Annotated in this window: 25 protein-coding genes; 10 read left to right on the top strand and 15 right to left on the bottom strand. The window is 61.9% G+C overall.

Going from position 1 to position 25,031, the window contains the following annotated elements:
• The first annotated feature begins 68 nt into the window (after window positions 1-68).
• Both Thiowin_RS05645 and argB read left to right on the top strand, forming a co-directional pair.
• Window positions 69-2,675, top strand: a complete 2,607-nt coding sequence (locus Thiowin_RS05645; RefSeq protein WP_328986760.1) for a phosphomannomutase/phosphoglucomutase — start codon at window positions 69-71, stop codon at window positions 2,673-2,675.
• 78 nt (window positions 2,676-2,753) lie between these two features.
• On the top strand, window positions 2,754-3,650 hold the full coding sequence (argB, locus tag Thiowin_RS05640) for an acetylglutamate kinase (RefSeq protein ID WP_328986759.1): 897 nt from the start codon (window positions 2,754-2,756) through the stop codon (window positions 3,648-3,650).
• Here the strand turns inward: argB and Thiowin_RS05635 are convergent.
• Complete coding sequence (locus Thiowin_RS05635) at window positions 3,647-4,765, bottom strand: DUF4124 domain-containing protein (RefSeq protein ID WP_328986758.1); 1,119 nt, start codon at window positions 4,763-4,765, stop codon at window positions 3,647-3,649. The genes argB and Thiowin_RS05635 overlap by 4 nt on opposite strands.
• Window positions 4,766-4,809: 44 nt before the next feature.
• Complete coding sequence (gene pyrE / locus Thiowin_RS05630) at window positions 4,810-5,475, bottom strand: orotate phosphoribosyltransferase (RefSeq protein ID WP_328988013.1); 666 nt, start codon at window positions 5,473-5,475, stop codon at window positions 4,810-4,812.
• A gap of 115 nt (window positions 5,476-5,590) precedes the next feature.
• On the opposite strand from pyrE, the gene Thiowin_RS05625 reads away from it, so the two are divergent.
• On the top strand, window positions 5,591-6,265 hold the full coding sequence (locus Thiowin_RS05625; RefSeq protein ID WP_328986757.1) for a sulfite exporter TauE/SafE family protein: 675 nt from the start codon (window positions 5,591-5,593) through the stop codon (window positions 6,263-6,265).
• A 58-nt stretch (window positions 6,266-6,323) separates the two neighbouring features.
• Here the strand turns inward: Thiowin_RS05625 and Thiowin_RS05620 are convergent, their stop codons facing one another.
• From Thiowin_RS05620 to Thiowin_RS05590, 7 genes are all read right to left on the bottom strand, one after another.
• Window positions 6,324-6,608 (bottom strand): DUF167 family protein, encoded by a 285-nt coding sequence (locus Thiowin_RS05620; protein WP_328986756.1) that lies wholly within the window; start codon window positions 6,606-6,608, stop codon window positions 6,324-6,326.
• A gap of 60 nt (window positions 6,609-6,668) precedes the next feature.
• A complete protein-coding gene (locus tag Thiowin_RS05615; protein WP_328986755.1) occupies window positions 6,669-7,256 on the bottom strand; it encodes a YggT family protein in 588 nt (195 codons plus the stop codon).
• A 132-nt stretch (window positions 7,257-7,388) separates the two neighbouring features.
• Window positions 7,389-8,210, bottom strand: coding sequence for a pyrroline-5-carboxylate reductase (gene proC, locus Thiowin_RS05610; protein WP_328986754.1), 822 nt, complete (start codon window positions 8,208-8,210; stop codon window positions 7,389-7,391).
• A gap of 132 nt (window positions 8,211-8,342) precedes the next feature.
• Entirely contained in the window at window positions 8,343-9,047 is a 705-nt protein-coding gene (locus tag Thiowin_RS05605) for a YggS family pyridoxal phosphate-dependent enzyme (protein ID WP_328986753.1), read from the bottom strand.
• Window positions 9,044-9,670 (bottom strand): RdgB/HAM1 family non-canonical purine NTP pyrophosphatase, encoded by a 627-nt coding sequence (gene rdgB / locus Thiowin_RS05600; RefSeq protein WP_328986752.1) that lies wholly within the window; start codon window positions 9,668-9,670, stop codon window positions 9,044-9,046. The genes Thiowin_RS05605 and rdgB overlap by 4 nt, the downstream gene beginning before the upstream one ends.
• Window positions 9,667-10,374 (bottom strand): ribonuclease PH, encoded by a 708-nt coding sequence (gene rph / locus Thiowin_RS05595; protein WP_328986751.1) that lies wholly within the window; start codon window positions 10,372-10,374, stop codon window positions 9,667-9,669. Before rph ends, rdgB begins: the two co-directional genes overlap by 4 nt.
• Window positions 10,375-10,468: 94 nt before the next feature.
• Complete coding sequence (locus Thiowin_RS05590; protein ID WP_328986750.1) at window positions 10,469-11,467, bottom strand: serine/threonine protein kinase; 999 nt, start codon at window positions 11,465-11,467, stop codon at window positions 10,469-10,471.
• Between the two features lie 206 nt (window positions 11,468-11,673).
• Between Thiowin_RS05590 and Thiowin_RS05585 the strand changes: the two genes are divergently transcribed.
• From Thiowin_RS05585 to Thiowin_RS05570, 4 genes are all read left to right on the top strand, one after another.
• Window positions 11,674-12,549, top strand: coding sequence for a YicC/YloC family endoribonuclease (locus tag Thiowin_RS05585; RefSeq protein ID WP_328986749.1), 876 nt, complete (start codon window positions 11,674-11,676; stop codon window positions 12,547-12,549).
• Window positions 12,550-12,563: 14 nt separating this feature from the next.
• Window positions 12,564-13,283, top strand: a complete 720-nt coding sequence (gene gmk / locus Thiowin_RS05580; RefSeq protein ID WP_328986748.1) for a guanylate kinase — start codon at window positions 12,564-12,566, stop codon at window positions 13,281-13,283.
• 211 nt (window positions 13,284-13,494) lie between these two features.
• On the top strand, window positions 13,495-13,776 hold the full coding sequence (gene rpoZ, locus Thiowin_RS05575) for a DNA-directed RNA polymerase subunit omega (RefSeq protein WP_328986747.1): 282 nt from the start codon (window positions 13,495-13,497) through the stop codon (window positions 13,774-13,776).
• Between the two features lie 17 nt (window positions 13,777-13,793).
• Window positions 13,794-16,100: a RelA/SpoT family protein gene (locus Thiowin_RS05570; protein ID WP_328986746.1), complete on the top strand. Its 2,307-nt coding sequence runs from the start codon at window positions 13,794-13,796 to the stop codon at window positions 16,098-16,100.
• 34 nt (window positions 16,101-16,134) lie between these two features.
• Here the strand turns inward: Thiowin_RS05570 and Thiowin_RS05565 are convergent, their stop codons facing one another.
• Together Thiowin_RS05565 and Thiowin_RS05560 are read right to left on the bottom strand one after the other, a co-directional pair.
• Window positions 16,135-16,566 carry a type II toxin-antitoxin system VapC family toxin gene (locus tag Thiowin_RS05565; protein WP_328986745.1) on the bottom strand — a complete coding sequence of 144 codons (432 nt, stop codon included), beginning with the start codon at window positions 16,564-16,566 and terminating at the stop codon, window positions 16,135-16,137.
• The gene (locus tag Thiowin_RS05560) at window positions 16,563-16,832 is read right to left on the bottom strand and encodes a hypothetical protein (RefSeq protein ID WP_328986744.1); all 270 of its coding nucleotides are present in this window, start codon (window positions 16,830-16,832) and stop codon (window positions 16,563-16,565) included. The genes Thiowin_RS05565 and Thiowin_RS05560 overlap by 4 nt, the downstream gene beginning before the upstream one ends.
• A 287-nt stretch (window positions 16,833-17,119) precedes the next feature.
• On the opposite strand from Thiowin_RS05560, the gene Thiowin_RS05555 reads away from it, so the two are divergent.
• A complete protein-coding gene (locus Thiowin_RS05555; protein WP_328988012.1) occupies window positions 17,120-17,536 on the top strand; it encodes a DUF2384 domain-containing protein in 417 nt (138 codons plus the stop codon).
• Between the two features lie 102 nt (window positions 17,537-17,638).
• Here Thiowin_RS05555 and galE read toward each other — a convergent pair whose 3' ends face one another.
• The 4 genes from galE to prfB all read right to left on the bottom strand — a co-directional run bounded on the left by galE (window position 17,639) and on the right by prfB (window position 22,165).
• Window positions 17,639-18,658, bottom strand: a complete 1,020-nt coding sequence (galE, locus tag Thiowin_RS05550; RefSeq protein WP_328986743.1) for a UDP-glucose 4-epimerase GalE — start codon at window positions 18,656-18,658, stop codon at window positions 17,639-17,641.
• Window positions 18,659-18,742: 84 nt separating this feature from the next.
• Window positions 18,743-19,219, bottom strand: a complete 477-nt coding sequence (locus Thiowin_RS05545) for a hypothetical protein (RefSeq protein WP_328986742.1) — start codon at window positions 19,217-19,219, stop codon at window positions 18,743-18,745.
• 138 nt (window positions 19,220-19,357) lie between these two features.
• Window positions 19,358-20,920 carry a lysine--tRNA ligase gene (gene lysS, locus Thiowin_RS05540; RefSeq protein WP_328986741.1) on the bottom strand — a complete coding sequence of 521 codons (1,563 nt, stop codon included), beginning with the start codon at window positions 20,918-20,920 and terminating at the stop codon, window positions 19,358-19,360.
• Between the two features lie 146 nt (window positions 20,921-21,066).
• Window positions 21,067-22,165, bottom strand: a protein-coding gene (gene prfB / locus Thiowin_RS05535) for a peptide chain release factor 2 (protein WP_328986740.1) whose coding sequence is annotated in 2 segments (ribosomal slippage) — window positions 21,067-22,089 and window positions 22,091-22,165 — 1,098 coding nt in all. Because the reading frame shifts where the segments join, the coding sequence is not laid out codon by codon here.
• 221 nt (window positions 22,166-22,386) lie between these two features.
• Here prfB and Thiowin_RS05530 point away from each other — a divergent pair.
• Together Thiowin_RS05530 and Thiowin_RS05525 are read left to right on the top strand one after the other, a co-directional pair.
• Complete coding sequence (locus Thiowin_RS05530; protein ID WP_328986739.1) at window positions 22,387-22,770, top strand: cupin domain-containing protein; 384 nt, start codon at window positions 22,387-22,389, stop codon at window positions 22,768-22,770.
• 310 nt (window positions 22,771-23,080) lie between these two features.
• Window positions 23,081-25,018, top strand: a complete 1,938-nt coding sequence (locus Thiowin_RS05525) for a hypothetical protein (protein WP_328986738.1) — start codon at window positions 23,081-23,083, stop codon at window positions 25,016-25,018.
• Window positions 25,019-25,031 lie beyond the last annotated feature (13 nt).

The following is a 25,031-nucleotide window of genomic DNA, read 5'->3' as shown; positions in this document are numbered from 1 at the left end:
TTCTCGCATGGCGAGGTCAGACGGGGAACCGACCTTACCCGACATCCTAACGGACAGGCTTTGACATCATGGCTTTTGGAAAAAAATCCACTATTAGTGGAAATAAACCCTCGCAACTCAAGCCTCCTCAGCCCCAGCGTCTGATTCACTATTGGGTGGTTGCAGCGGCTGCGTTGGTCATGGCCATTGGTGGCGCCTTTGCTGGTGCCATCTGGCTTGAATCCGGCATTGAGCGCAGGCTGCAAGAGCAACACCTGCGGGAATTGGTCACCAGCCTGGCCAACGCCTTGGGAGAGCGCCAGCAGGGGCTGCGCGAGCAGCTCAAACTAATCGCCGCTGACCAAAAGTTGCAAACCACCTTTGAATACGCGGATCAGGCGGACTTTGGCGCCGAGGCCGCGCGCTTGAAAACGCGCGCGCCCCTGGCCATCGCGCTGCATCTCATCCGCCTGGAATCGGGCCCCTCGGGCGTGCGCATTATGAATCAGGACCAGCTGTCTCTGAGTTACGCGGGCCTGGACCTGATCCGCAAGGTAGCGACAAGCGGCGACATTTCCCGACTGGAAGCGCACCAGGTTGGCACGGCGGATGCGCATCTAGCCATTGCCGGTCCGGTCGCGTCCGACAATGACAAGACTCCGCTCGGCATTATCTATGTGGCACTCCCGCTCAATCTGCTACCCCAGCCACATGCTGACATTGCGCGTGACCGTCATTTTCTATTTCAACAGGGCTCCGGCCGCTCCAAAGCAACCATCGCTCCCAAGTCCGCGCTCCAGCCTCCGCCCGGCGCCCTGACCGCAAGTGCCAAAATTCCGCAAACCGAGATTGAGCTGCTAGCCTGGCAACAGCCGCCGGAGCTGCTTGACACCGTCATGCTGTGGCCGAACCTGATCGCCGGTGGCGCACTGGTCGCCGCCAGCCTGGTCATTCTCCTGCTCGCCGGCGGTATCCAGACCAGGCGCCTGCTCAAGGAAATCGGTCAACTGAACGCTGGCCTCGCCCAGCTTGATCTGGGGCAAGTTCCAACCAAACGCAGCATTCGCCTGCGGGAACTGCTCGCGCTTGACGAAGGCATGAAGCACATGTCCCGCAAGCGGGCGCACACCGCAAAGGGCAGCACGGGCATGACTGGGGAGGATGACTCCGCCATGCATGCCGACATAGGCACGGCGGGTCCGGAGATGGACCTGGACTTCACCAATGCGCCCAGCCAGGTGGCCCCGGCCTCCGATGGTTCCACCAGTGCACTTGCGGAGGACAGCGTCGTCCGGGTTGATGTATCAAAGGTGCTGGGCACCATCCCGTCTCGCGTGTTCCGCCCCTATGATATTCGCGGGCTGATCGACACCGAACTCAATGATGACTTCATGCGCCTGCTTGGCCAGGCGATCGGCACCGAGTCGCAGAAAAACGGCAGTAAGGCGGTCCTGGTCGGACACGACCACCGCAGCAGCGGCGCGCGGCTGACTGCAGCTCTGACCGAAGGTCTGCGCGCCAGCGGTTGTGATGTGATTGACCTCGGCATTGTGCCGACGCCAGTGCTGTATTTCGCCACCCAACTGGCCGGCGACATTTCCGGTGCCATGGTGACCGCGAGCCACAATCCGGCGGAATACAATGGAGTAAAACTCGCGTTTTCGGGCAAATCGGCCACGGCGCTCAATATTGCCAAGCTCAAACAGCGGCTGCAGCGCGGCGAGTTCCAAAGCGGCGAGGGCAGCTACCGCGAACAGTCGGTGCTGGCGGATTATTTCGATGAGCTCGAGCAGAACATCACCTTCGCGCGCCCACTGAAAGTGGCGGTGGACTGCGGCTTTGCCACCCCCGCGCTGGTGGCGCCACAGCTCTTCCGCGACCTGGGCTGCGAGGTCATCGAGGTGCGCTGTGATCTCTCCGACCCGCGCGCCGGCACCGAGCTTCCCAACCCCTCGGCGCCTGAAAATCTGCGCGATCTGATCGACGCCGTCACCGGGCAGGGTGCCGATATCGGATTTGGCTTCGACGGCGACGGTGACCGCCTAGGCGTGGTCGATTCGACCGGACAACTCATACAGACCGACCGCGTGCTGATGCTGCTTGCCGCCGACCTGCTCTCGCGTGCGCCCGGTAGCAAGATTGTCTTCGACGTCAAATGCAGTCGCCTGCTGGCGCAACAGATCAAAAGCCTGGGCGGCGAGCCGGTGATGTGGAAATCCGGCCATGCTTTTATCAAGGAAAAACGCGAGGAACTCAATGCACCGCTCGCCGGCGAATACAGCGGACATATCGTCTTCGGCGACCGCTGGAACGGCTTTGATGATGCCTTCTACGCCGCGGCGCGCCTGATCGAGGTGCTGGCCATCGACCCGCGCCCGACACAAGAGGTTTTTGCCGAACTGCCCTCCGCCATTGGCACGCCGGAACTGCTGGCACGAGTCGCCCCTGGCCAGGAAATCGAAATCATGTCGCAGGTCATGGACGCCAAGAGCCGTCTCAGTGGCGTCAAGGCCATCACCATCGATGGCCTGCGGCTCGAGAGTGATAAAGGCTGGGCACTGATCCGCGCATCCAATTCCGAGGCTGCGCTGGCGTTCCGCTTCGAGGCCATCAACGAGTCCACGCTCGAGAAACTCAAGGATCTGGTGCGCCGCATCATGAAAAGTGCCGCTCCCAACCTAGAGCTGCCCTTCTGAGCACCCTTTTCTTGTGATCCCCCTGTACCAGCAAGCATACATCAACCACCAGCCACCAACCACCAGCCATCAAGAACCATGTCTCTTCCCGCCGAACGCGCCCAGAATATTGCCCACGTCCTGATCGAGGCACTGCCCTATATCCGCCGCTTTAGCGGCAAAACCATTGTCATTAAATATGGCGGCAACGCCATGGTCGAGCAAAGGCTCAAAGAGGGTTTCGCGCGCGATTTGGTGTTGATGAAACTGGTCGGCATCAACCCAGTGGTGGTGCACGGCGGCGGGCCGCAGATTGGCGATCTGCTCAAGCGTCTTGGCAAGGCCACGGAGTTTGTGCAGGGCATGCGGGTAACCGACAGTGAGACCATGGATGTGGTCGAGATGGTCCTGGGCGGCCTGGTCAACAAGGAGATCGTCACCCTGATCAACCGTCATGGCGGCGCGGCCGTGGGTCTGACCGGCAAGGACGGGGATTTCATCCGTGCGCGCAAGCTGCTGTTAAAACGCGACGCGCCCGAGCTGCACGCGCCTGAGATCATCGATATTGGCCATGTCGGCGAAGTCGAGAGCATCGACCCCGCGGTGGTGGACATGCTGGTCGGGGGCGATTTTATTCCGGTGATCGCGCCCATCGGTGTCGGTGCAGATGGCTTTTCCTACAACATCAATGCCGACCTGGTCGCCGGCAAGGTGGCCGAGGTACTGCATGCCGAAAAACTCATTCTGCTGACCAATACCGCCGGGCTCCTGGACAACACGGGCGAGCTGATCAAGGTCATTGATGCCGCCAAGGTCGATCAACTCATCAAGGATGGGACCATTCAGGGCGGCATGCTGCCAAAGGTGCGCTGCGCCCTGGAGGCGGTGCAGATGGGCGTAGGCGCCGCCCATATCCTGGATGGACGTATCGAGCATGCGGTGATGCTCGATCTTTTCACCGATGAAGGCATCGGCAGCCTGATCCGTCGCCGCTAGTCCCCGCTCCCCGAGCGCGGCGGTCCCGACTCTCCGGCCGAAGGAGTGGAGCCCGTGGCGTCGGTCTCGCTGGCATCGCTATCTCCATCGGCATTCTGGCCGGCTTCGTCCACAAGCAAGGCGGTGCGGAAGCCTTCAAGAACCGCGTTGCGCGCCGGTGTGCGACAGGAAGATGCCGTTTCGGTATAGCTGCGGCATTGCAGGTCCAAAAAGAGCACGGCCCCGGCATTGGGGTTCTTGGGATCATTCGGAATGCGCGAGACGATCAGGCTGATATCCTCCTCGTCCTTTGGCGCCGCCGTGATCACCACATTATCGCTCAGGCTTTCGACCGGCTCGGTGGAGTGCGTCTCCACATAGCCCACGGCCTGCCCCCAGAGCAGATCGCATTCGCGATCATCGGCGCACAGCACCAGGTTCTTCAGTCCCAGGCGGACTTGCTCACCGGTGGTATCCGCCACCGGCTCGCGGACGTCCTTCAGACGCCGGAAGCGCTCAAGATCCTCGGCAAAGTCCTCGTAAATCCCCTGTTTGGTGCGCTCATGACGCAGGATCAGCGCCAGCTCATCCTCGATGCTTTCTTTTGTCGACTGCATGTCACGCTCAAGCGTCGGGTGAACCGGCTTGCCCGCGCGCTCAAGATCGGCGGCATCTTCCTGTAACCGATTGATGCGATTCTGCAACCGGCGAATATTGCCCTTGATCTGCTGCACCATCACATCGATGGCGGCAATCTTGCCATCACGCATCATCATCAGATCGTCCGAGGAACGATACGAACGCAGCAGAATCTCATCCTGCTTGCGTTGCTTCTCGATCAACGCCTGTTGCTCCTTGCGCAGTCGCTCAATTTCCTGCTCCTGGAGCCATTCCTCGCGGGTCTTGGCCCGTTCCACCTCGCGGACCGGAATGCCGTCATCGGAGAGCTCAACACGCGCCTTGCCGCTCGCCTCGGGCGGCAGGCGATCGGAGAAATGTGTCTTGCCGTCATCGTCAACCCAGCGATACAGCTGCTGCGCCGGCGCGGACAGGGCAACGACCCCCAAGCCAAAGGCGAAAAGGATCGTGCCGAGTCCGCGCGGTCCGGCGTGAGACCTCCCCGCGGGGCGATCCATTGAGGGCTTGCTGCAATGATCGGAGAAAGTCTGCCGACGGATCATCATGTTCCTCCCCTGTCAGTCACACCGAACTGCAGCCGATAGGTTTGCATCGCGCCGCGCAGTTCGGGGGTAAAGTCACCATACTCTGGATTTAGACTCATGAACTCGATGAGGGCGTCGAGCGAGGCGATGCTGATCACCGGCACGCCATGGCGCGCGGCGACTTCATCGGTCGCCGACAGGCCGGCCGTGCCGCGCTCGCGCCGATCAAGCGCGATCAACACGCCGGCGAGCCGAGCTCCGGCGCCCTCGATGAGCTCGACCGACTCGCGCACCGAGGTGCCAGCCGTGATCACATCGTCAATCACAAGCACCCGCCCCTTGAGCGGACTGCCAACAATCCGCCCGCCCTCGCCGTGGTCCTTGGCTTCTTTCCGGTTGAAGGCATAGGGCAGATCGCGATCATGCCGGTCCGCCAGCGCGATGGCGGTCGCGGCGGCGAGGGGTATTCCCTTGTAGGCCGGACCAAAAAGCATATCGACCCCGAGCCCGGATTCCACCAGGGCGCGCGCGTAGAATTGGCCCAGCCGCGCCAGCGCGGCGCCGGAATTGAACAGCCCCGCGTTGAAAAAGTAGGGGCTGCGCCGGCCGGATTTGAGCGCGAAATCACCAAATCGCAACACCCCGGCCTCAATCGCGAAGCGGACAAAATCCTGCCCATGCATCTTTTGATCTTGCGTCAAGCCAGCCTCCGTTAGCAAACCCGGTCGAACTCATGAATCCTTGCTTTATGATAGCCTCTTCAGGCATCCACTGCCGCGCAAAACCCACTTGTCACCCATGACAACTTCTCTGATCACCGCGTTTCTGGTCGGCTTCCTCGGCGGGATGCATTGCCTGGGCATGTGCGGCGGCATTGTCACCAGCCTGACGTTAAGCCAGCCGCGCGCGCACACGGCTCTGGAGCGCCTGCCGCTGCAGCTCGGCTACAACCTCGGCCGCCTGCTGGGTTACAGCCTCTTGGGCGCGCTCTTTGGCGGGTTGGGCGACTGGCTGCTCGCGTACCTCCCGCTTGAGCACGCCCAGCGTCTGCTCTATGCCGCGGCCGCTGTCATGATGCTGCTGCTCGGGCTCTATCTCGGGCGCTGGTGGCAGGGTCTGGCGCGGCTCGAGCACCTGGGCGCTCGACTCTGGCGTTTCCTCGAGCCCATCGGCCGGCGCTGGCTGCCCATTCGCCACGGCTGGCAGGCGCTAGGCGTGGGTTTCATCTGGGCCTGGCTGCCTTGCGGGCTGGTCTATAGCGTGCTGATCTGGTCGCTGGCATCGGGCAGCGCCCTGTCCGGCGCGCTCCTCATGCTGGCCTTTGGTTTGGGCACGCTGCCAAATCTGCTTGGCATGGGCCTGCTCGCCGGCGCCGCGGCACGGCTGCTCGAGCGTCCCTGGCTGAATCAATTGGCTGGGGCCCTGGTCATCGGCTTTGCGCTCGTGGCCTTCTGGCAGCTTCTGGCCACCTGAGTCAGCACAGCAGCGCCGGGTGCTCAACCCGGATAGACAGGGAGGCGACAGGGCTGTATCACTGAGGTTCGATACCGGCAGGCAATTCTCGCGGTTCCCGGATACGCAGGCGCTTCGCTCGGCTGTGCTCGCCACCGAGCAGAGTCACCCGCGCGCGCGGCACACCAAAGGCTTTAGCCAAAAAAGCCGTCAGGCTGACATTGGCGCGCCCCTCCACGGGGGGCGCGCGCAGCTGGACTTTGATGGCATCGCCGATAGGATCGGCAAAGCCGTCGCGACGCGCCCGTGGCTGCACCCGCACATTCAGGATCAGATCCTCGCCATCCCAGCGATACCAAGTCATGCTCCAGTCATGCCCCAGTCGCTTGACACCCCATCGCAACTACCCAATTTAGAACCCGGCTCAGATCACCAGTTCCGCGGGGGCCAGGGTCAACGCGAGCAAGGGCGGCAGCAGCAGCATCTGCAGCACCACCAGCACAATCATTACCACCATGGGCGAGAGATCAATGCCGCCAATGGGCGGCATCAGTCGCCGCGCCGGCAACATCAGCGGATCCGTGAGGCGACCGAGCAAGGACACCGCCGGGTTGTAGGGATCGGGATTGACCCAACTCAAAATCACGCGAATAAGAACCGCGAACAAGAAGAGATTCAGCACCAGCTTCACCAGCGCCGGAATCGCCCACAAGGGTGCCAGCCAGGCCAGGCTCGAGGCACCGAGCAACAAGGCAATCACCAACAACTCAATGCTTTTGACCACCCAGGCAACCAGCAGGGAGGAGGTATCCATGCCCTTGATACTTGGCACGAATCTGCGCACCGGTTGCAACACCGGCCCAGTCAGCTTGACCACGAACTGAGAAATTGGATTATGGAAATCCGCCCTCGCCCACTGCAACAAAAAACGCAGCACCAACAGGGTGACGTAAATACCGAACAGCGTTTTGACCAGAAAAATAATTGGATTGGTAAAATAACTCGCGCCCATGACAAAGTCTCCGGCAGATGTTCCCTGCGATTTCCTATTATGTTGGGGAGCGGGTCACTCATCAGCCCCCTAGATGGCATCTCCTGACCTGCAACACCGCTGCAAACTCCAGGGTGGCCTGGACTATGCGCCTTAGACGAGCTCGCCAGACAGTTCGGTCGCGCGTGCCCGCGCCGCCGTGATTGCCTGATCGACCAGGAGGCTGAAGCCGCCCTCCTCGAAGCGGGCAAGCGCGCGCTCCGTCGTACCGCCTGGCGAGGTCACACGGGCGCGCAGCTCAGCCGGCGACTCATCGCTCTCCATGGCTAGGCGCGCGGTGCCGAGCGCGGTCTGGATGGTCAGCAGACGCGCGGCCTCCGCGTCCAGCCCCTGACGGATACCGGCCTGCTCCATCGCCTCCATCAGCAGCAAAAAATACGCCGGCCCGCTGCCCGAGAGCGCCGTCACCGCGTCGATATCAGCTTCGCGCTCGACCCACTGCGTCAGCCCACCGGCCCGCAGGATCTCCTCGGCCAGATTGCGCTCCTGCGCACTGGCTTGTGCGTTGGCATAGAGGCCAATGGCACCTGACTGCACCAGCGCAGGGGTATTGGGCATGGCGCGCACCAGGGGCACCGACCGGCCCAGCCACGCCTGAATGCTGGCGTCGGTGACGCCCGCCATGACCGAGACCACCAGCGGTGTCTCGGCCGGCAGCAGATCCGCCAGCGCGCGGCACACCTCGGCGGCCACCTGCGGCTTGACACTGAGCACCAGCACGCGCGCGCCTTGCAGCATCGCCTGGGTGTCCGCGCTGGCCCTGACGCCAAAATGGCGCGAGAGCTGCTCTGACTTGTTGACATCAGGCTCGGCGACGCGAATGGCTGCCGGCTCGTGGTCATCGGCGATCAGACCGGCAATCAGGCTGCGGGCCATGTTGCCGCCGCCAATGAAGGTAATAGCTGTGTTCGACATGACTTTTGAACGCTTGGTTAGGTCTTTCCTCTTTGCTCCCGGTCGCGGGAGCAGCTGAAAACAATTCTTCAGGACGGCGGCAAGACGGATGGAACCGCGACCCTGGCTCCGCTCCACCAGCCCGGACGGTACTCAGACTGGTGCACGCTCGCCGAAGAGCGCGGTACCGACACGCACCATTGTAGCGCCCTCGGCAATGGCGGCCTCAAGGTCTCCCGACATCCCCATGGACAGCGTGGGCAGAGCCCCGAAGCGAGTGGCGAGTTGATCGCGCAACGCCCGCAAAGCCGCGAAGGGACGCCGCTGAGCGGCGACATCATCGGTCGGCGCCGGCAGGGTCATCAAGCCCTCCAGGCGCAGGCGCTCCATGCCTTGAATCTCCGCGACCAAATCAGCCGCGGCAGCGGGCTCAATGCCCGCCTTGGACGCCTCGCCGCTGAGATTGACCTGCACGCAGACATGCAGTGGGCCGCGCCCAGGCGGACGTTGGTCCGCGAGGCGTCGCGCGTGGTCCGCGCTGGTCAGCCCATGCACCCAGTCGAAATGCTCGGCGATCAGGCGCGTTTTGTTCGACTGCACCCGGCCGATGAAATGCCATTGGAGATTCTGTTTGGCGAGAGCCTGCTGTTTCTCCACCCCCTCCTGCACATAACTTTCACCGAAGGCGCACTGACCGGCGGCATGTGCGGCCAGGAGCTTGGTCAGCGGCTGACGCTTGCTAACCGCGAGCAAGCACACGCTACCGGGCTCGCGCCCAAAGCGCTGCTCGGCCGCCTGAATACGCGCGCGCACCTGCTGAAAACAGATGGCGATATGGCTGTCCTGATCCGTGCTCATGGCGAGCATTCTCCAGCATGTCTATCGCTCAGGGCGCACAGCAAGCGCGCCAGCGCCTGCCCGCGGTGGCTGAGCGCGTTCTTGGTGCCGGGGTCAAGCTCGGCGGCACTGCGATTTTGCCCGGGCACCCAGAACAGCGGATCATAGCCGAAGCCCTTGTCACCGCGCGGTGCGGTCAGAATCCAGCCCTCCCAGGTGCCCTGACAGATGATCGGAGTCGGGTCCTCGGCATGGCGCAGATAGACCAACAGGCATTGAAAGCGCGCCTGGCGATGTCCCTGGGGCACCTCGGCCATGGCATCGAGCAGTTTGGCGCAATTGGCCTGATCATCTGCTTGCGGACCCGCATAGCGCGCCGAGTGGATGCCGGGAGCGCCGTTCAGTGCATCGACCTCGAGCCCGGAATCATCGCCGATGGCCGGCAGGCCACTACCCGCCGCGGCATGGCGGGCTTTCAAAATGGCATTCTCGACAAAAGTCAGTCCGGTTTCCTCGGCACTGCCAATGCCAAATTCCGCTTGCGTGTAAAGACGCACCGCGGCCGGCTGCAGAAGTTGCTCGATTTCGCGCAGCTTGCCGGCATTATTGCTGGCAAGCACAACCGCATGCTGATGATCGCTCATGCCGCGCGCTGCAAGTTGAAAATCTCATTGAGTCCGCCAGTGGCCAGGTCCAACAGGGCGTCGAACTCGGCGCGGCTAAAGGCGCGCCCCTCGGCCGTGCCCTGCACTTCAATCAGGCCGCCATCGGCATTCATGACCACATTCATGTCGGCTTGCGCAGTCGAGTCCTCGGCATAATCGAGATCGAGCACCGGCGCTCCCTCATGGAGACCGACTGACACGGCCGCGACCTGCGCCAGCAGGGGTGACGCCTTGAGCGCCGCGCTAGCCACCAAGCCATCCAGGGCATCGCGCAACGCGACCCAGGCTCCGCTAATGGCGGCGGTGCGGGTGCCACCATCGGCCTGCAACACGTCGCAGTCGAGCGTGATAGTGCGCTCGCCCAGGGCCTTGAGGTCCACGGCGGCGCGCAAGGAGCGCCCGATCAGCCGCTGAATTTCCAGCGTGCGCCCGCCCTGGCGCCCGCGCACGGCCTCGCGGTCGCTACGCTCCGAGGTGCTACCGGGCAGCATGCCATATTCGCCGGTCAGCCAACCGCTGTTCTTGCCGCGCAGAAAAGGTGGTACCCGCTCGGAGACACTGGCGGTGCAGAGCACCCGGGTCTCGCCAAACTCCACCAGCACCGAACCAGCCGCATAGCGGGTGAAATGACGGGTGAAACGCACCGGGCGCAATTGATCAGGACGGCGAGCGGAGGGGCGCATGGGAGAAACTCCTGGATTGTTTGATAGGCGGCAAGAGCATAGGAGGATCGGCCGCGAGCAGCCACGGAGAAGCCCGAGCCCAGGGGAGCGGGACTCAGAGATCCTGCGTCAGGGTCGAACTTGTCGCGCCAATGCGCAAGCCGGTGGTGGCGGAATTGATATCCCCTCCGGCCTGGAAGGACGGCAACAGCTCGCGCAGGGTCGACTTCGGTAGCGCGTAGTCCTGGCTCTGCAGCACCGTCAGTAACTCCCCGGCATCCTGCGGGCGCTTCTCGGGTTCCAACTCCATGGACCAGTCAACCGCCTCCAGCAGCCCTGCAGGATAGCGATCTTTCATCACCTCCGCCAGGGGCACCATGACGTCCTTTTCGACCCGTTCGGGCGATGGCTGCGGCGTCTTGGCCTCAATGCAGGAACGCATGGAGGCACCCACGGCGTAGACATCCGTCCAGGGGCCGATATTGCCGCCGCTGGTGTACTGCTCGGGTGGCGAGTAGCCGGCCGTGATCACCTGCCCACCCAGGCTGCGCCCGGAGGACATGACCTGCACCGCCCCCAGGTCGAGCAGCAGCGGATCATGCCCGTGGCGCAGGTGAATATTGCCGGGCTTGATATCCAGATGCAGCATGCTACGCGCGTGAATCAGCATGAGCGCATCGAGCAGGGGCAAAAAAATGCGTAACAGTAGGGTGGTACTAAGCGCGCCGCCACGCTCGTGCACGAACTGCGCCAGATTGCGCCCGCGCTCATGCTGCATCACCAGGTAGCCGGTTCCGTGGGCCAGGTAGAGGCCACGCACGCCGACAATGTTTGGATGCCGCAGCGCGGCCATGGCCTTGGCCTCCTGAAAGAACAGCCGCAGACTGCGAATCATGCTCACGCGGCTGTTCTCATCAATGGCTTCCACCCACTTGTTCTCGAGACGCCGGGCAATCTTTTTCGGCATAAACTCCTTGATGACCGCCTCATCGCCGGTCTCGTCATCCTTGGCCAGATAAATCAGACTAAAACCGCCCTTGCCGATGGTGCGCACAATGCGGTAGCAGTCGATGAAGGTGCCGGGCTCAAGGGTGTCGCGGTTGGGCACTGCCATGGAAAAATGTCCCGCGTTAAAGCAATCAAAGATGTGTGCGCGCAACATCTCAACACGCGCGGCCAGAGCTGGCATCCGCCGGCCCAAGTCTGGTAGTTCGCTCTGGTATATCATAGACCCGAAACCGAACCAAGGCCGCCGCCCAAGACCAGAACCCCATCGGTAAGCTCGCGCGCCACCAACAACTCCGGCAAGAAACGCCCACAATGATCAAAAGCATGACCGCCTTCGCCCGGCGCCAGACCCGCGACACCTTCGGCGAGCTAAGCTGGGAAATCCGTTCGGTCAACCACCGTTTTCTCGAGCCAAACCTACGTCTGCCCGAGGAATTGCGCGGACTTGATCCGGGCGTGCGCGAGCGTCTGTCCGCGCGCATCGGTCGCGGCAAAGTCGACTGCACGCTCAGATTCGCGGCGGCTGCTGGTGGCGAGGCCAAACTGCACATCAACGAACCGCTGCTGAACCAAGTACTCGACGCCGCCGAACGCATTGCCGCGCGCCTGGGTGAGTCTCGCTCCCCCTCCGCGCCCTCCGTCACGGACCTGCTGCGCTGGCCCGGCATGCTCGCGGAGCCAGAGCCAGACCTCAATCGGCTGAACGCGGCCGCGCTAGCGCTCTTTGACGACACCCTGAGCGAACTGCTGGCCGCGCGTGAGCGCGAGGGCTCCCGCCTGCGCGTGCTGATCGAGCAACGCAGCGAACGTCTAACTGTGCTGGTCGCCGAGGTGCGTGAGCGCATGCCGCGGCTGCTTGAGGAGATGCGCGCGCGCATCGGTGATCGCTTGGCGGAAATTCGCGGCGAACTCGACCCTAACCGCCTTGAGCAGGAGTTGGTGCTTTTTGCCCAGCGTTGCGATGTCGACGAGGAAATGGACCGCCTGAGCGGTCACCTCGAGGAAATCCGTCGGACGCTTGCCGACACGGGACCAGTTGGTCGTCGACTGGACTTTTTGATGCAGGAACTCAACCGCGAGGCCAACACCCTGGGATCAAAATCCAGCGACGCGGACGTTACCCGCATCGCCGTCGACATGAAGGTGCTGATCGAGCAGATGCGAGAACAAATTCAAAATCTGGAATAAACAGGAAGCCCCGCATGAGCCACAGCCCCGCTTTTGAGCCACCATCATCCGCCTCCGGTCAGCCCGAGCAAGCACAGGGTCGCGGCGATGACCCAAAAGGCACGCTGTTCGTTGTATCGGCCCCCTCTGGCGCCGGCAAGACCAGCCTGGTACGCGCCCTGCTTGATGGCCACCCCAATCTGCGCCTGTCGGTGTCCTACACCACCCGGACGCCCCGAGCGGGCGAGGTCGACGGCGTGCATTATCACTTTGTCAGCCGCGAGACCTTCGAGCACATGGTGCGTCAAAACGCCTTTGTGGAATACGCCCAGGTGTTCGATAACGCCTATGGCACCGCGCGCGAGACGCTGCGCCAGGCGCTCGACGACGGCCAGGACCTGCTGCTTGAAATCGACTGGCAGGGCGCGCGTCAGGTGCGACAGCACTTCCCCGAAGCCGTGTCCATTTTTATTCTCCCGCCATCGCTCAGGGAACTCGAGCGGCGCCTGCGCGAGCGTGCGCAGGACAGTGATGAAACCATCGCCCGGCGCATGGCCGAGGCCCGCGGCGAACTCTCCCACTATGGCGAATACGATTACCTGATTGTCAATGATCGCTTCGAGGCTGCCTTGACTGAACTGCGCGCCCTGGTCTGCGCCTTCGGACTGCGCCGCGCCAGGCAGCAGCGCAAGCTCGGCGGCGCCCTGCACGCCATGCTTGAGTCCGATGCCGAAGCCGCCCCGGGCGGCTGCTAGCCAGATATAAAAACGCGGCAACGGGCTTAATGACGGGCCCGATAACCGGCCCAACCATGGAAATCCAGCATGGCGCTGATGCTTGAGCGGCGAGAGGACATTCGGGGTTTCCGGCCAAATTGCGGAAATCCCTTATCGAACGCGCAAAAGTTTGCTATTTTCCGAGATAACTCATGTTCTTTAAACAAGACACCACAGGTAACAGCAACCCATGGCCCGTATTACTGTCCAAGACTGCCTAGAGCATGTCGACAATCGATTTGAACTCGTCCTGCTTGCAACCAAGCGTGCGCGACAACTGAGCAACGGCGTCGAACCCTTCCTGCCCTGGGCGAAGGATAAGTCGACAGTGCTGGCATTGCGGGAAATCGCCGGCGGTTACATCAACCCGGCGCAGGTCGCGGAACAGGCCGCCGAGCCCGAGAACATCTCGAAATCGCTTGAAGAGGCCCTGGCCGAGGAGTTGGCCGCCTCGGTGGCCAAGGATATTTGAGACCCCAACCGCTCAACATGAGCGATACCGCGCTCGCGCCACCTGCCCGCGGAGTCGCCGACCCCGCGGTGGCGGGCGAACAAGCCGTGACAAATCCAGACCCGGATGTTTTAGCCACTGCGGTCACAGCCTCAACACCGGTGTCCCAGCCAATCCCCCCAAAGAAAGTGACCGGCACGAACGCCGCTCCGCGCTTTCTCATCAGCGATCTGTGCAAACAGCTCGAAAGCTATCTGCCGCGCGAGCAGATTAGCGAAATCTACCGTGCCTATCTCTTTGGTGCCGAGGCACATGAAGGACAGGCACGCACCAGCGGCGAGCCTTATATCTTCCATCCCATCGCGGTCGCTCGCATCCTCGCCGACCTGCGTATGGACCACAAGTGCCTGATGGCTGCCATTCTGCACGATGTCGTCGAGGACACGCCAACAGCCAAAGAACAGATCGCCGAGGTGTTCGATGATGAAATCGCGGAGCTGGTCGATGGCGTCAGCAAGCTCACGCAGATCAAGTTCAAGACCGATGCCGAGAAAGAGGCGGCGAATTTCAGCAAAATGATGCTGGCGATGACCCGCGACATTCGCGTCATCCTCATCAAACTCGCCGACCGCCTGCACAACATGCGCACCATGGGAGTCATGCCGCCGGAGAAGCGCCGGCGCAAGTCGCGCGAGACACTCGATATTTACGCCCCCATCGCCAACCGCCTGGGGATTAACAGCATCCGCCTGGCGCTGGAGGACTTCGGCTTCAGTCACCTCTGGCCATGGCGGCATTTTGTGCTGGATAACGCCGTGCGCAAAGTGCGCTGCGGTCATCATGAAATGATCGCCAGCGTCGAGAGCGCCATCCGCCGCCGGCTCGAACAGCAGGGCATCGCCGCCGAGGTGACCGGGCGCGAAAAGCACCTGTATAGCATTTATTGCAAAATGCGCGACGAGGGCAAATCCTTCCACGATCTGGTGGATGTTTTTGCCTTCCGCGTCATCGTCGACTCCATCGACACCTGCTACCGGGTGCTGGGACAGGTGCACAATCTTTACAAGCCGGTGCCGGGGCGCTTCAAGGACTACATCGCCATTCCCAAGTCCAACGGCTACCAGTCCATACACACGGTACTCTTCGGCCCCCAGGGCGTTAAAATCGAGATCCAGATCCGTAGCACCGATATGCACCGGGTGGCGGAATCCGGCATTGCCTCGCACTGGCTATACAAAACTGGTGGCGAACATGGCAAAACGCCGGCCCTGGCCAGCGACTGGCTGCAGAATCTGCTCGAGTTGCAGCGCGACTCGGGCGATCCGCGCGAGTTCTTGGAACACGTCAAAATCGACCTCTTCCCGGATGACGTCTATGTCTTCACACCCAGTGGAGAGATTAAAGTCCTGCCCCGCGGTGCGACCGCCATTGATTTTGCCTACGCCATCCATTCCGACATCGGCAACACCGGCGTCTATGCGGTGATTGACCGCCGTCCCGTGCCCATCAACTCCATCCTGCGCAGCGGCCAGACAGTCGAGATATCGACCATTCCCAGCGCCACGCCCAAAACGCACTGGCTGAAGTTTGTTGTCACGGGCAAGGCGCGCGCGAATATTCGCGGCTTTCTCAAGAATATGCAGCAGCGCGAGGCGGCGCGGCTCGGGCGCGACCTGGTCAACAACGAGTTGAACAACCTCGGGCTCAGTCTGGATGACATCAGCGTCGAGCAAATCGCCGCCTATGCCCAGCAAACCGATGCCAGCTCGGCCGACGCCATGTTTGCCGATATTGGCCTTGGCAACCGCATGCCCATGCTGGTGGCCCGGCGCCTGGCCAGCGCCGAGGGCGCCGAGCAACCCGAACCCTCCACGGTCGCGCCCAGTTTGTCCGCTTCCAAACAGCAGCTCGCCATCCTGGGCACCGAGGGCATGGTCATGACCTTTCCGCGCTGCTGCCGGCCGATTCCGGGCGACCAGATCGCGGGGCTGTTCAATCCCGGCAAGGGTATCGTTGTACACCGCCTGGAGTGCCGCAACCTGGGTGACTACCAGAGCAAGCGCGGGCACTGGGTGGACCTGCAATGGGCCGAGGCACCCAGCGGAGATTTCATCACCGAGATCCGCCTTGAAGTGGAAGACCAGCGCGGCGCCCTCGCCAGCATTGCCACCGCCATCGCCGAGGCCGGTTCCGACATCGCCAACATCCAATCACGCGACAAAGCCGGCGGCGCCTCCACCCTCGACTTCCAGATTAAGGTTCAAAGTCGCCGTCATCTCGCCCGCATCCTCCGCCGCCTGCGCCAGATCCCGCTCGTCCTGCGCATCACCCGCCTGTGCCGCTGAGCCCTCCTTTGCTGTCTTAGTTTGCCAGCGTCCTTTAGTTTGCTAGCGGATTGACATGAATCAACCCGGAAAACCGTTTGAAATCGTTGTCAGCCGAATAAAGCGTGCCCCCTTGCTCGATCGCCAGTGCGGCCAAGTGGGCGTCCGTCGTCAGGTTGCCGCCGGTACCGCTCTGGATGAGTAACGGCTGCAAAATCTGCCAGTGCAGATGGCCGGGAGCAATCGGTTTGACGCCCGGCACAGCGAGCCATTCATCCACATAAGAGCTTGCCCCTTCAATGCTTAGTGGGCACTCAAAAATACGCGGATGGGTACTGATGCGCAAAAAGGCAAGCATCACCACCCATGCCAGCCCAACCGAAGTGTTGCGGGATAACAGGCTCTCCCACCACACACGTGCCGCGTTATGTTGCGGCAGGTCGCGATTGACGGCATACAGCAACAAGTTGGCATCAACCACAATCACTTGCGCGCTTCCAGCTTGTGCACGATGGCCTCATCTTCCAATTCCCCCGCCAAATCAAGCACCTTATCCAGGTTGATCCCCGCACGGGGCTTGCCCATCGAGGCAGCAGACAATCGATAAGGGCGAGCTTGGCTCGGCTGCTCCATCAAGCCAAGTCCCAGGCTAAGTGCTTGATTGACCACATCCTTGAAGGATTGGCGGGTCTGGTGTGCTTTTTCTTGCAAACTCTTCGCGATCTGGTCATTCAGGGTAAGTGTGGTACGCATCTTGATGCTCCTTCATTAAACATCATGATGCATGATCGTTTCCGACGATCATGATGTCAAGAACAATCAAGCCGCCGAGAAACAAAACGACTGTCCTTTTCTTTTTCCGGGTTTGCAGGGGTTACCTCTTGTGGAGGTTAGGGGTGGGGTTGGAGATTAACCCCAACCCCCTTAATTCCTACTTGAATACTGGGATTTAGGATGTCATCATGAGCGTCATGCAAAGCCGACCCTTGGCTTGCGTGATGACAGTTTCAAACCAAGAGCAAGATGCCGGGATTCAGACCATGACCAGTATGACACGCGACGAACGCCTGCTCATGACACAACGCACCATGAACCTGCTTGAGGCCTGGGGCCTGGGTGCTAGCGACATCATGCACCTGTTGCACCTGCCAGAAGGCGTGAAGGCACGCAATATCGGGCGTTTTCGTGACGAGGAGCCCTTCCCCGATGATCCGACCGTCAACCGCCGGGTCGGTTATCTGCTGCGCATCGAGGAAGCCCTGCACACCTTCTTCCCGCGCAATCCGGAAATGCGCGATCTTTGGGTCAAGCGCGGCAACAGGCAGTTCGGCAAAAAAGCCCCAGTCGCGGTAATGGTTGAGGATGGAGAAAGCGGGATGATCTCCGTGCTGTCGCATCTCGACTGCACCTTCGCGTGGGATCTGACCGGCTCCAAGACCGAATATCGCGCCGCCTGAATGCCAAATCCCGCCTTAATACCAAGTCGGATCGCCAGCGCTGGACCCTGACTCCGCCCAAGGGACCAGAGCACCGCTGCGCGGAGCAACTCATCGCAACCCTCAGCCCTCAGTCGCGTATCCCTTGGGGTTGCCGAGTTGCCAGCGCCAGCTGTCAGCCGCCATCTCTGGCAGCCCACGCCGGGCTCGCCAACCAAGCTCCCGTTCCGCCTTGCCGGGATCGGCATAGCAGCTTGCCACATCGCCGGGCCGGCGCGGATAGATGCGGTAGCTGAGTTCCCGTCCGCAGGCATGCTCAAAGGCCCTGAGCACCTCGAGCACTGAATAGCCCTGACCCGTACCCAAATTAAAGACCCGCACTCCAGGGGTGGCGAATTCCTCGCGCAGCGCGGCGAGATGCCCGAGCGCCAGATCGACCACATGAATGTAGTCGCGCACGCCGGTTCCATCTGGCGTCGGGTAGTCGTTGCCAAACACCCGTAACTCTGGTAGCTCGCCGATGGCGACCTTGGTGATATAGGGCACCAGGTTATTGGGGATTCCGTTGGGGTCTTCCCCGATCAGACCGCTGGCATGGGCACCGACCGGATTGAAGTAGCGCAGCAGGGTCATCTGCCAGCGTGCGTCCGCGGCAGCCAGATCGCGCAGAATGTCTTCAATCATCCATTTGGTGCGCCCGTAGGGATTGGTCGTGGAAAGCGGTGAATCCTCGGTGATGGGAAGTTGTTTCGGGTCGCCATAGACGGTGGCCGAGGAACTGAAGACCAGGCGGCGCACACCGGCTTCCTCCATCGCGCGACACAGATTCAGAGTCCCGGCCACGTTGTTGTCATAGTACAACAGCGGCTGCTCGGTCGACTCGCCAACCGCCTTCAGACCGGCAAAGTGCACCACGGCATCGAAGGCGTGCCGCGCGAAGACCTGCCCAAGCGCCTTGGGATCGCGCAAGTCCAGGCGATGAAAAGCGAAATCCCGACCACTGATGCGCCGCACCCGCGCCAGAGCGTCTTCTTTGCTGTTATAGAAATTATCCACCACCACGGGCTCATGCCCGGCAGCCAGCAGCTCGACCAGGGTGTGACTGCCGATATAGCCAGCTCCCCCCGTGACCAGAATCTTCATGGCGCGTACTCCCAGGTTATGCCGCGAATGAACTTACTGTCTCGGCACCGAATCAGCACTCCCGTGCTGTCTCGGCATGCCCCGTTATCGCCCGTTTGTTTTCTTTAGAACAGCTTTTTTCGGGATGGTCCCAGCGCGCAGTTCAACACGCAGCCGCCGCATCAACTCGGCATCCAGACTATCGGCAGCCAAGGGCAAGGACAACCGACGCCAGCCGCCGAAGGCGAAGTTCAGTACCATCAGGCGTTGCCCCCCCATGGTGCTCGACCCAAGCAGGCGCGCTTGCACCGGCTCCCCGGTAGCCAAGACCAACTCCCAGCCATCCGGGCCAAGACCAACCTCCATGATTGACCAGGGCATGCGCCGCCACCAGTGGGTCGCGAGGTCCAAGACTCCAAGGCCCATGACCAGCACAGTCAGCCCACCCCGGGCAGTCCAGGAGAGGGGCAAGACAGCCACGATGGCCAAGGCCGCGACATGCACCAATGCGCAGTAAAGCAGCAACTGCCGCGACCATGCAGGCCGCAGCAGTAAGGGCGCGGGTGCTGAGTGAGACATCATAAGGAAACCCCTTGCCCGCTCGGATGACTGCTGGAGCCTAGTTGCCGCTCAAACCCGCACCCGCGCCGGAGCGAGCATCAAGGGCCTGATCTTTTGCAAGATACCGATAGGCCAGGGTCAAGCCAAGCCCGGCGGGCATCAGCTCGAATCCCTTGGGCTGGTCTGAGTGGTTACCGCTTCCGAGCCCGGGGTCTTGGCAATCACCGGGCGCATGTGCGGAAACAGCAGCACATCGCGAATGGATGCGGCATCGGTCAAGAGCATCACCAGACGGTCGATGCCAATGCCCTCACCCGCCGTCGGCGGCATGCCATGCTCGAGCGCGCTGATGTAGTCGGCATCGAAATGCATGGCCTCCAGATCACCGGCGGCCTTGTCCTCGACCTGGCGGCGGAAGCGCTCGGCCTGGTCCTCTGCGTCATTCAGCTCCGAGAAACCATTGGCGATTTCGCGCCCGGCGACAAAGAACTCGAAGCGATCCGTGACCAAGGGATTGTGATCATTGCGGCGGGCAAGCGGCGAAACTTCCAGCGGATACTCGGTGATGAAGGTCGGCTCCATCAGGCGCGACTCGACGGTTTTTTCGAAAATCTCGATCTGCACCTTGCCCAGGCCATAGCTTTCCTTGAGTGGAATACCAAGACGCTCGGCCAGCCGCCGCGCCGGCTCCAGTTCGTCGATGTCGGCGGCGGCAAGCTCGGGATTGAAGGCCAGGATAGACTCGCGCACCGTCAGGCGCTGGAAGGACTTGGCCAGATCGTAGGTCTCGCCCTGATAACGGAGCTCGGTGCCGCCAAGCACCTGCCGCACCAGGCGTCGCAGCAGATCCTCGGTCAAATCCATCAGATCATGGTAGTCGGCATAGGCCTGATAAAACTCGAGCATGGTGAACTCGGGGTTGTGCCGGGTCGAAAGCCCCTCGTTGCGAAAGTTGCGGTTGATCTCATAGACCCGCTCGAAGCCGCCAACCACCAGACGCTTTAAGTACAACTCGGGCGCGATGCGCAGAAAGAGCTGCATATCGAGCGCGTTGTGATGCGTCACGAAAGGCCGCGCCAGGGCGCCGCCGGGAATGGCCTGCATCATGGGCGTCTCGACCTCAAGGAAATCGAGCCCGTTGAGATAGTCGCGGATGAACTGAATCACGGCGCTGCGCACCCGAAATGTCACCCGGGTGGCATCGTTCATGATCAGATCCAGATAGCGCTGGCGATAGCGTGTCTCCTGATCAGCCAGGCCGTGAAACTTCTCCGGCAGCGCGCGCAGGGACTTGGTCAGCAAGCGCAGCTCCTCGACCTTCACCGACAGCTCGCCGGTCTTGGTCTTGAACAGCACCCCCTCGGCACCGCAGATATCGCCGATGTCGAGGTCTTTTTTGAACCAGGCGTATGCCTCATCCCCGATGCGGTCACGCTGCACGAACAGCTGCATGCGCCCGGACATATCCTGCAGATGAGCGAAGCTCGCCTTGCCCATGACGCGGCGGCTCATCAGACGCCCAGCGAGTTTGACCCGCGGCCCGAGTGCTTCCAGTTCCGCGTCGCTTTTGGATTCATACTCGGCCAGCAATTCCCCGGCCACCGCGTTGCGGCGAAAATCGTTCGGGAAGGCCACGCCCTGCTCGCGCAGGCGCGCGAGCTTCTCGCGACGCTGGGCGATGAGCTTGTGTTCTTCAGTGTCGGGCGCGCTTGGATTGGACATTGGAAGTTTGAAGTTTGAAGGGTGAAGGGTGAAGGGTGAAGGGTGAAGCTTGAAGGTAGGCAGGCAGGCTGGCTGGGCGGCAGCTGGTTTTCAGTCTGGATGGAAACAGAAACCTTTGGAAAAACAGACCACTAACGAAGAAATGATCACAGGCCGCTCTTCAGGCTGGCTTCGATAAAGGGATCAAGCCCGCCATCAAGAACCGCCTGGGTATTGCCGGTCTCGATATTGGTGCGCAAGTCCTTAATGCGCGACTGATCGAGCACATAAGAGCGGATCTGACTTCCCCAGCCGATGTCGGACTTGGTGTCTTCCAGCGCCTGCTGTTCGGCGCTGCGTTTTTGCATTTCCAGCTCATAGAGCTTAGCCTTGAGCTGCTTCATCGCCTGGTCCTTGTTTTTGTGCTGGGAACGATCATTCTGACACTGCACCACGATTCCGGTCGGGTTATGGGTGATGCGCACCGCCGATTCCGTACGGTTGACGTGCTGACCACCAGCGCCGGAGGCACGATAGACATCAATCCGCAAATCGGCCGGGTTGATGTCGATTTCGACCGAATCATCGACCTCGGGCGCGACGAAAACGGCCGCGAAAGAGGTATGGCGACGATTGCCGGAGTCGAAGGGTGATTTGCGCACCAGCCGATGCACGCCGGTCTCGGTGCGCAGCCAGCCAAAGGCATAGTCACCCTGCACGGCGATGGTGGCGGATTTGATGCCCGCGACCTCGCCCGGGGAATATTCCGTTAGCTCCGTTTTGAACTCATGGGTCTCGCACCAGCGCAGATACATGCGCAGCAGCATCTCGGCCCAGTCCTGCGCCTCGGTTCCGCCGGAACCGGCCTGGATGTCGACGAAGGCGTTGTTCGGGTCCATGGCGCCCGAGAACATGCGCTGGAACTCGAGTTTAGCGATATGCGCTTCATGGCCGTCGAGATCGGTGACCACGGAATCGACCGTCTCGGCGTCTTCCTCGGCGACCGCCATTGCGAGAAGATCGTCGGTATCGTCAAGCCCGGCGCGCAGTTCCCGCAAGCCCAACACCACGTTCTCCAACATCGCCCGCTCGCGCCCGAGCTGCTGCGCACGCCCGGGGTTGTTCCACAGATCCGGGTCTTCCAGCTCGCGCAACACCTCGGTCAGGCGTTCATCCTTGCCGGCATAGTCAAAGATACCCCCAGAGGGACTCCAAGCGTCCCCTCAGATCGCCAAGGCGGGCACGTATTGGGCTGATATCCTGCATGAATAGTCTCCGCTTCCAGAAAAACATATCAGTATACTGGAACAGTCCAGCGAATCCCGAGTCAAAATCGCAGCCGCCATGGGAGGCCGGGAGGCGAGGCCTCCTGCGCGCCATCCCCAGAATGCGACCGGACACTCCATTGTCGGCATTGACCTTGCCATGGCTTCATCCCTATTTTTCAGACACATCCCCGCCAAGAGCATCCCCCGCGAGATCCCATCATGACGAACCCCAGCATGCATCCCAGCATTCATCGCCCGGACGAAGCCGATTCCTACAGCTTTCGCGAGGGCTGCGACATTCTCGAGACCTGGAACAGCCCGAATGATCCGGCGCTGTCCATCGCTCGCGCCACCGTGCCGGTGGGCGTGACCACCAGTGTTCACTGGCTAGAGGGAACCACCGAACGCTACCTGATTCTCTCGGGTCATGGTCTGGCCCGCATTGGTGACTTGCCGGAGACCCAGGTCCAACCCGGAGATGTCATTCACATCCCGCCCGATTGTCGGCAGAGCATTCAGAATACGGGATCCGTGCCCCTGGTCTTTCTTGCCCTTTGCACCCCCAAGTTTGATCCGGCGGTCTACCACCAGATCGACGACTGAGACCGCTGCTTTGTTCATCCACTCTCAATGTCCATCTCCAAAGCGCAGCCGCGCCAGCCTTGCGGCCAATGTTCAGCGCGCATCAGCCCAGCCCGCGGCCGCCAAAAGCGTGACTCGCCTCACAGGCAAGATTGCGGGACTGGGATAGACTCGCTAGTAAGACCCGCGCAAAGGGATGCGCTATGCGATGCCTATGCGCCATGCAATGCCCAAGAGGGATATCGAGAGTTGCGGGGCACGCGAGAATCCGCCGCTTGCCTGAGCCTTTCCGATCCAACCGGGGTCAGTCCAAACCCAAAAGGAGGCCGTTGTGCTCTTTGCCCAAAACACTGCCGCTGCCTCTCTTTCCGAGCCCAACCTGCTCGCCGGTTTGCGCGAAGGCCTTGAGCCACCGAGTCAATGGCGCGCCACGCGCCTGCTGCGGCCAACCTCCTTGCGGCTGATCAAAGGCGGGCGCCCCTTGGAAGAGGCTTTGCCCGAGTTATTGTCCGAACTGCAAAACGCCAATCGCACCCGCATCGGCGCCGCACAACGACTGCAGGAGACGGAATCCCTGGGCACGCTGCTGTGGTCCGAGGCCGGCATGCTGCTTGAGCAGCAAGCCCGCGACCGCCGCGGCCTGCCTGAGCGCCCGGCCCAGGCCAGCCGCCTTGATCAGCTCAAGGCCTGTATCGCGGAATTGGTGAAAGCCTATCAACTGGCACTGGCCGATGCATACGCCGCGCCCGAGGCACGCGACAGCCAGGCGTCCCTTTGCCTGAGCGCCCTGCGCATTCTGGAATGGACCTGGCGCGAGCTGGAACTTCACCATCTGCGCTTTCAGCCCCTGCCCGGCGCATCCTGGCAGCGGGTCAATCGGATTTTTTTCGCCCTGCTCGCCCGTGCCACTCCGGATGATCCGCAACCCGCCAGCACCGCGCCAGATTTCCTGGCCGACACCGAGGGCCACACCACCCGCGCGCGCCTGTACCTGAACCTTCAGCTCCAGGGGCTGTTCGACCCCTTTAGCTGGCCCAAAACCACCCAGAGTTTCATCGCCCGATACTGCGCCCTGGTGCCAGATGCCGCGCAACTGCAAGCCACCTTGGCACCTGGCCCCTGCCAGCGCTTCATCCATGCCAATCTCAGTGGTCCACCCCAGACTTCACCCGTCGCCGCGGACAGCAGCAGCCTGACGCTTGACTACAGCGGCCTTGCCGAGGCCATCCGCGCCGATCATCAGGCTTTTTTTCGCCGCGACCCAGCCGGCACGCGCACCCCCGAGCGCCTGCGCGGCTTGCCACCCGCCGCGCGTCGCCCAAGCATCCGGCTGCTCGCGCGTGACATGGACAACGACGCACCCGAGCAAAGCCCGGAGCAACCGCTAAGCGCGCCTGAAACCCTATATCTCAGCGCTGGAATGACCACTATCCGCGCCCTACTGCACCAGGTCTTTTCGCGTTTTCCGCACTCAACATCACCTGGCACGCAGCCTCGAACCAGACGCGACCCTCTGCATCAACCAAGCAACCTGCGCACCGATGGCGATCCCTGGCAGCTTGTGCATCAGAGCGCGCGTCTGTGGCGGGTGCAAAATCCCAGTGTCCAAAGCAGCACCGCGCTCAGCGTCGGCACCCTGGTGGCCTTTGGCGGCGGTCAATCCGGCATGGCCCGCCCGCGCATCGGGCGCGTCGCGCGCATCCTGCGCGGCGCGGGCATCCTACAGATCGACGTCCAGGAACTCGCCTGCTTCGCCGTGCCTGCCTCGGTGCAAGCGGTCACCACGGCGCTGACCGAGGCCCACTCGAGTCAGACAATGGTCTCCGGTGCCTTGCCGTCAATGTCCAAACCCTTTCTCCACACCCATAGCGACTCGAAGGACAAGCAACTCCCTGGCCTGACAGAGGAATCAAGCACGGCCAGCCCGCATCGAAAAGAAACCGGCGAGCAATCGCTCCGCGCCCTGCTGATCTACGACCAGGACTTTGGCTGGGGGCTGCTGACCCCTCCGCAACCGCCGCTGCACGAAGGGGACGCCATCGCCATCCGCACCGGCCGCCATGAGATCAGTTCACGTCTGCGCAGCATTCGCGACGCTAGCCAGGATTTTCTGCTGTTCCAGATCAATCCGAACGATCCGCGTCTAGGCGTGCCGAGCTACCCGCGGGCTCACAAAGCCCGCCGCCGCGCTGCCGCCCAGCGACTGACCGCCAGCCCACTGGATGCGCACATCCAGAGCGATTCATCCCCCCGCCCGCCGGCTGTGTGAACAACCGGACCAT

The sequence above is a fragment of the Thiorhodovibrio winogradskyi genome (assembly GCF_036208045.1).
Lineage (GTDB): Bacteria > Pseudomonadota > Gammaproteobacteria > Chromatiales > Chromatiaceae > Thiorhodovibrio > Thiorhodovibrio winogradskyi.
This window is presented reverse-complemented; position numbering and strand designations above follow the sequence as displayed.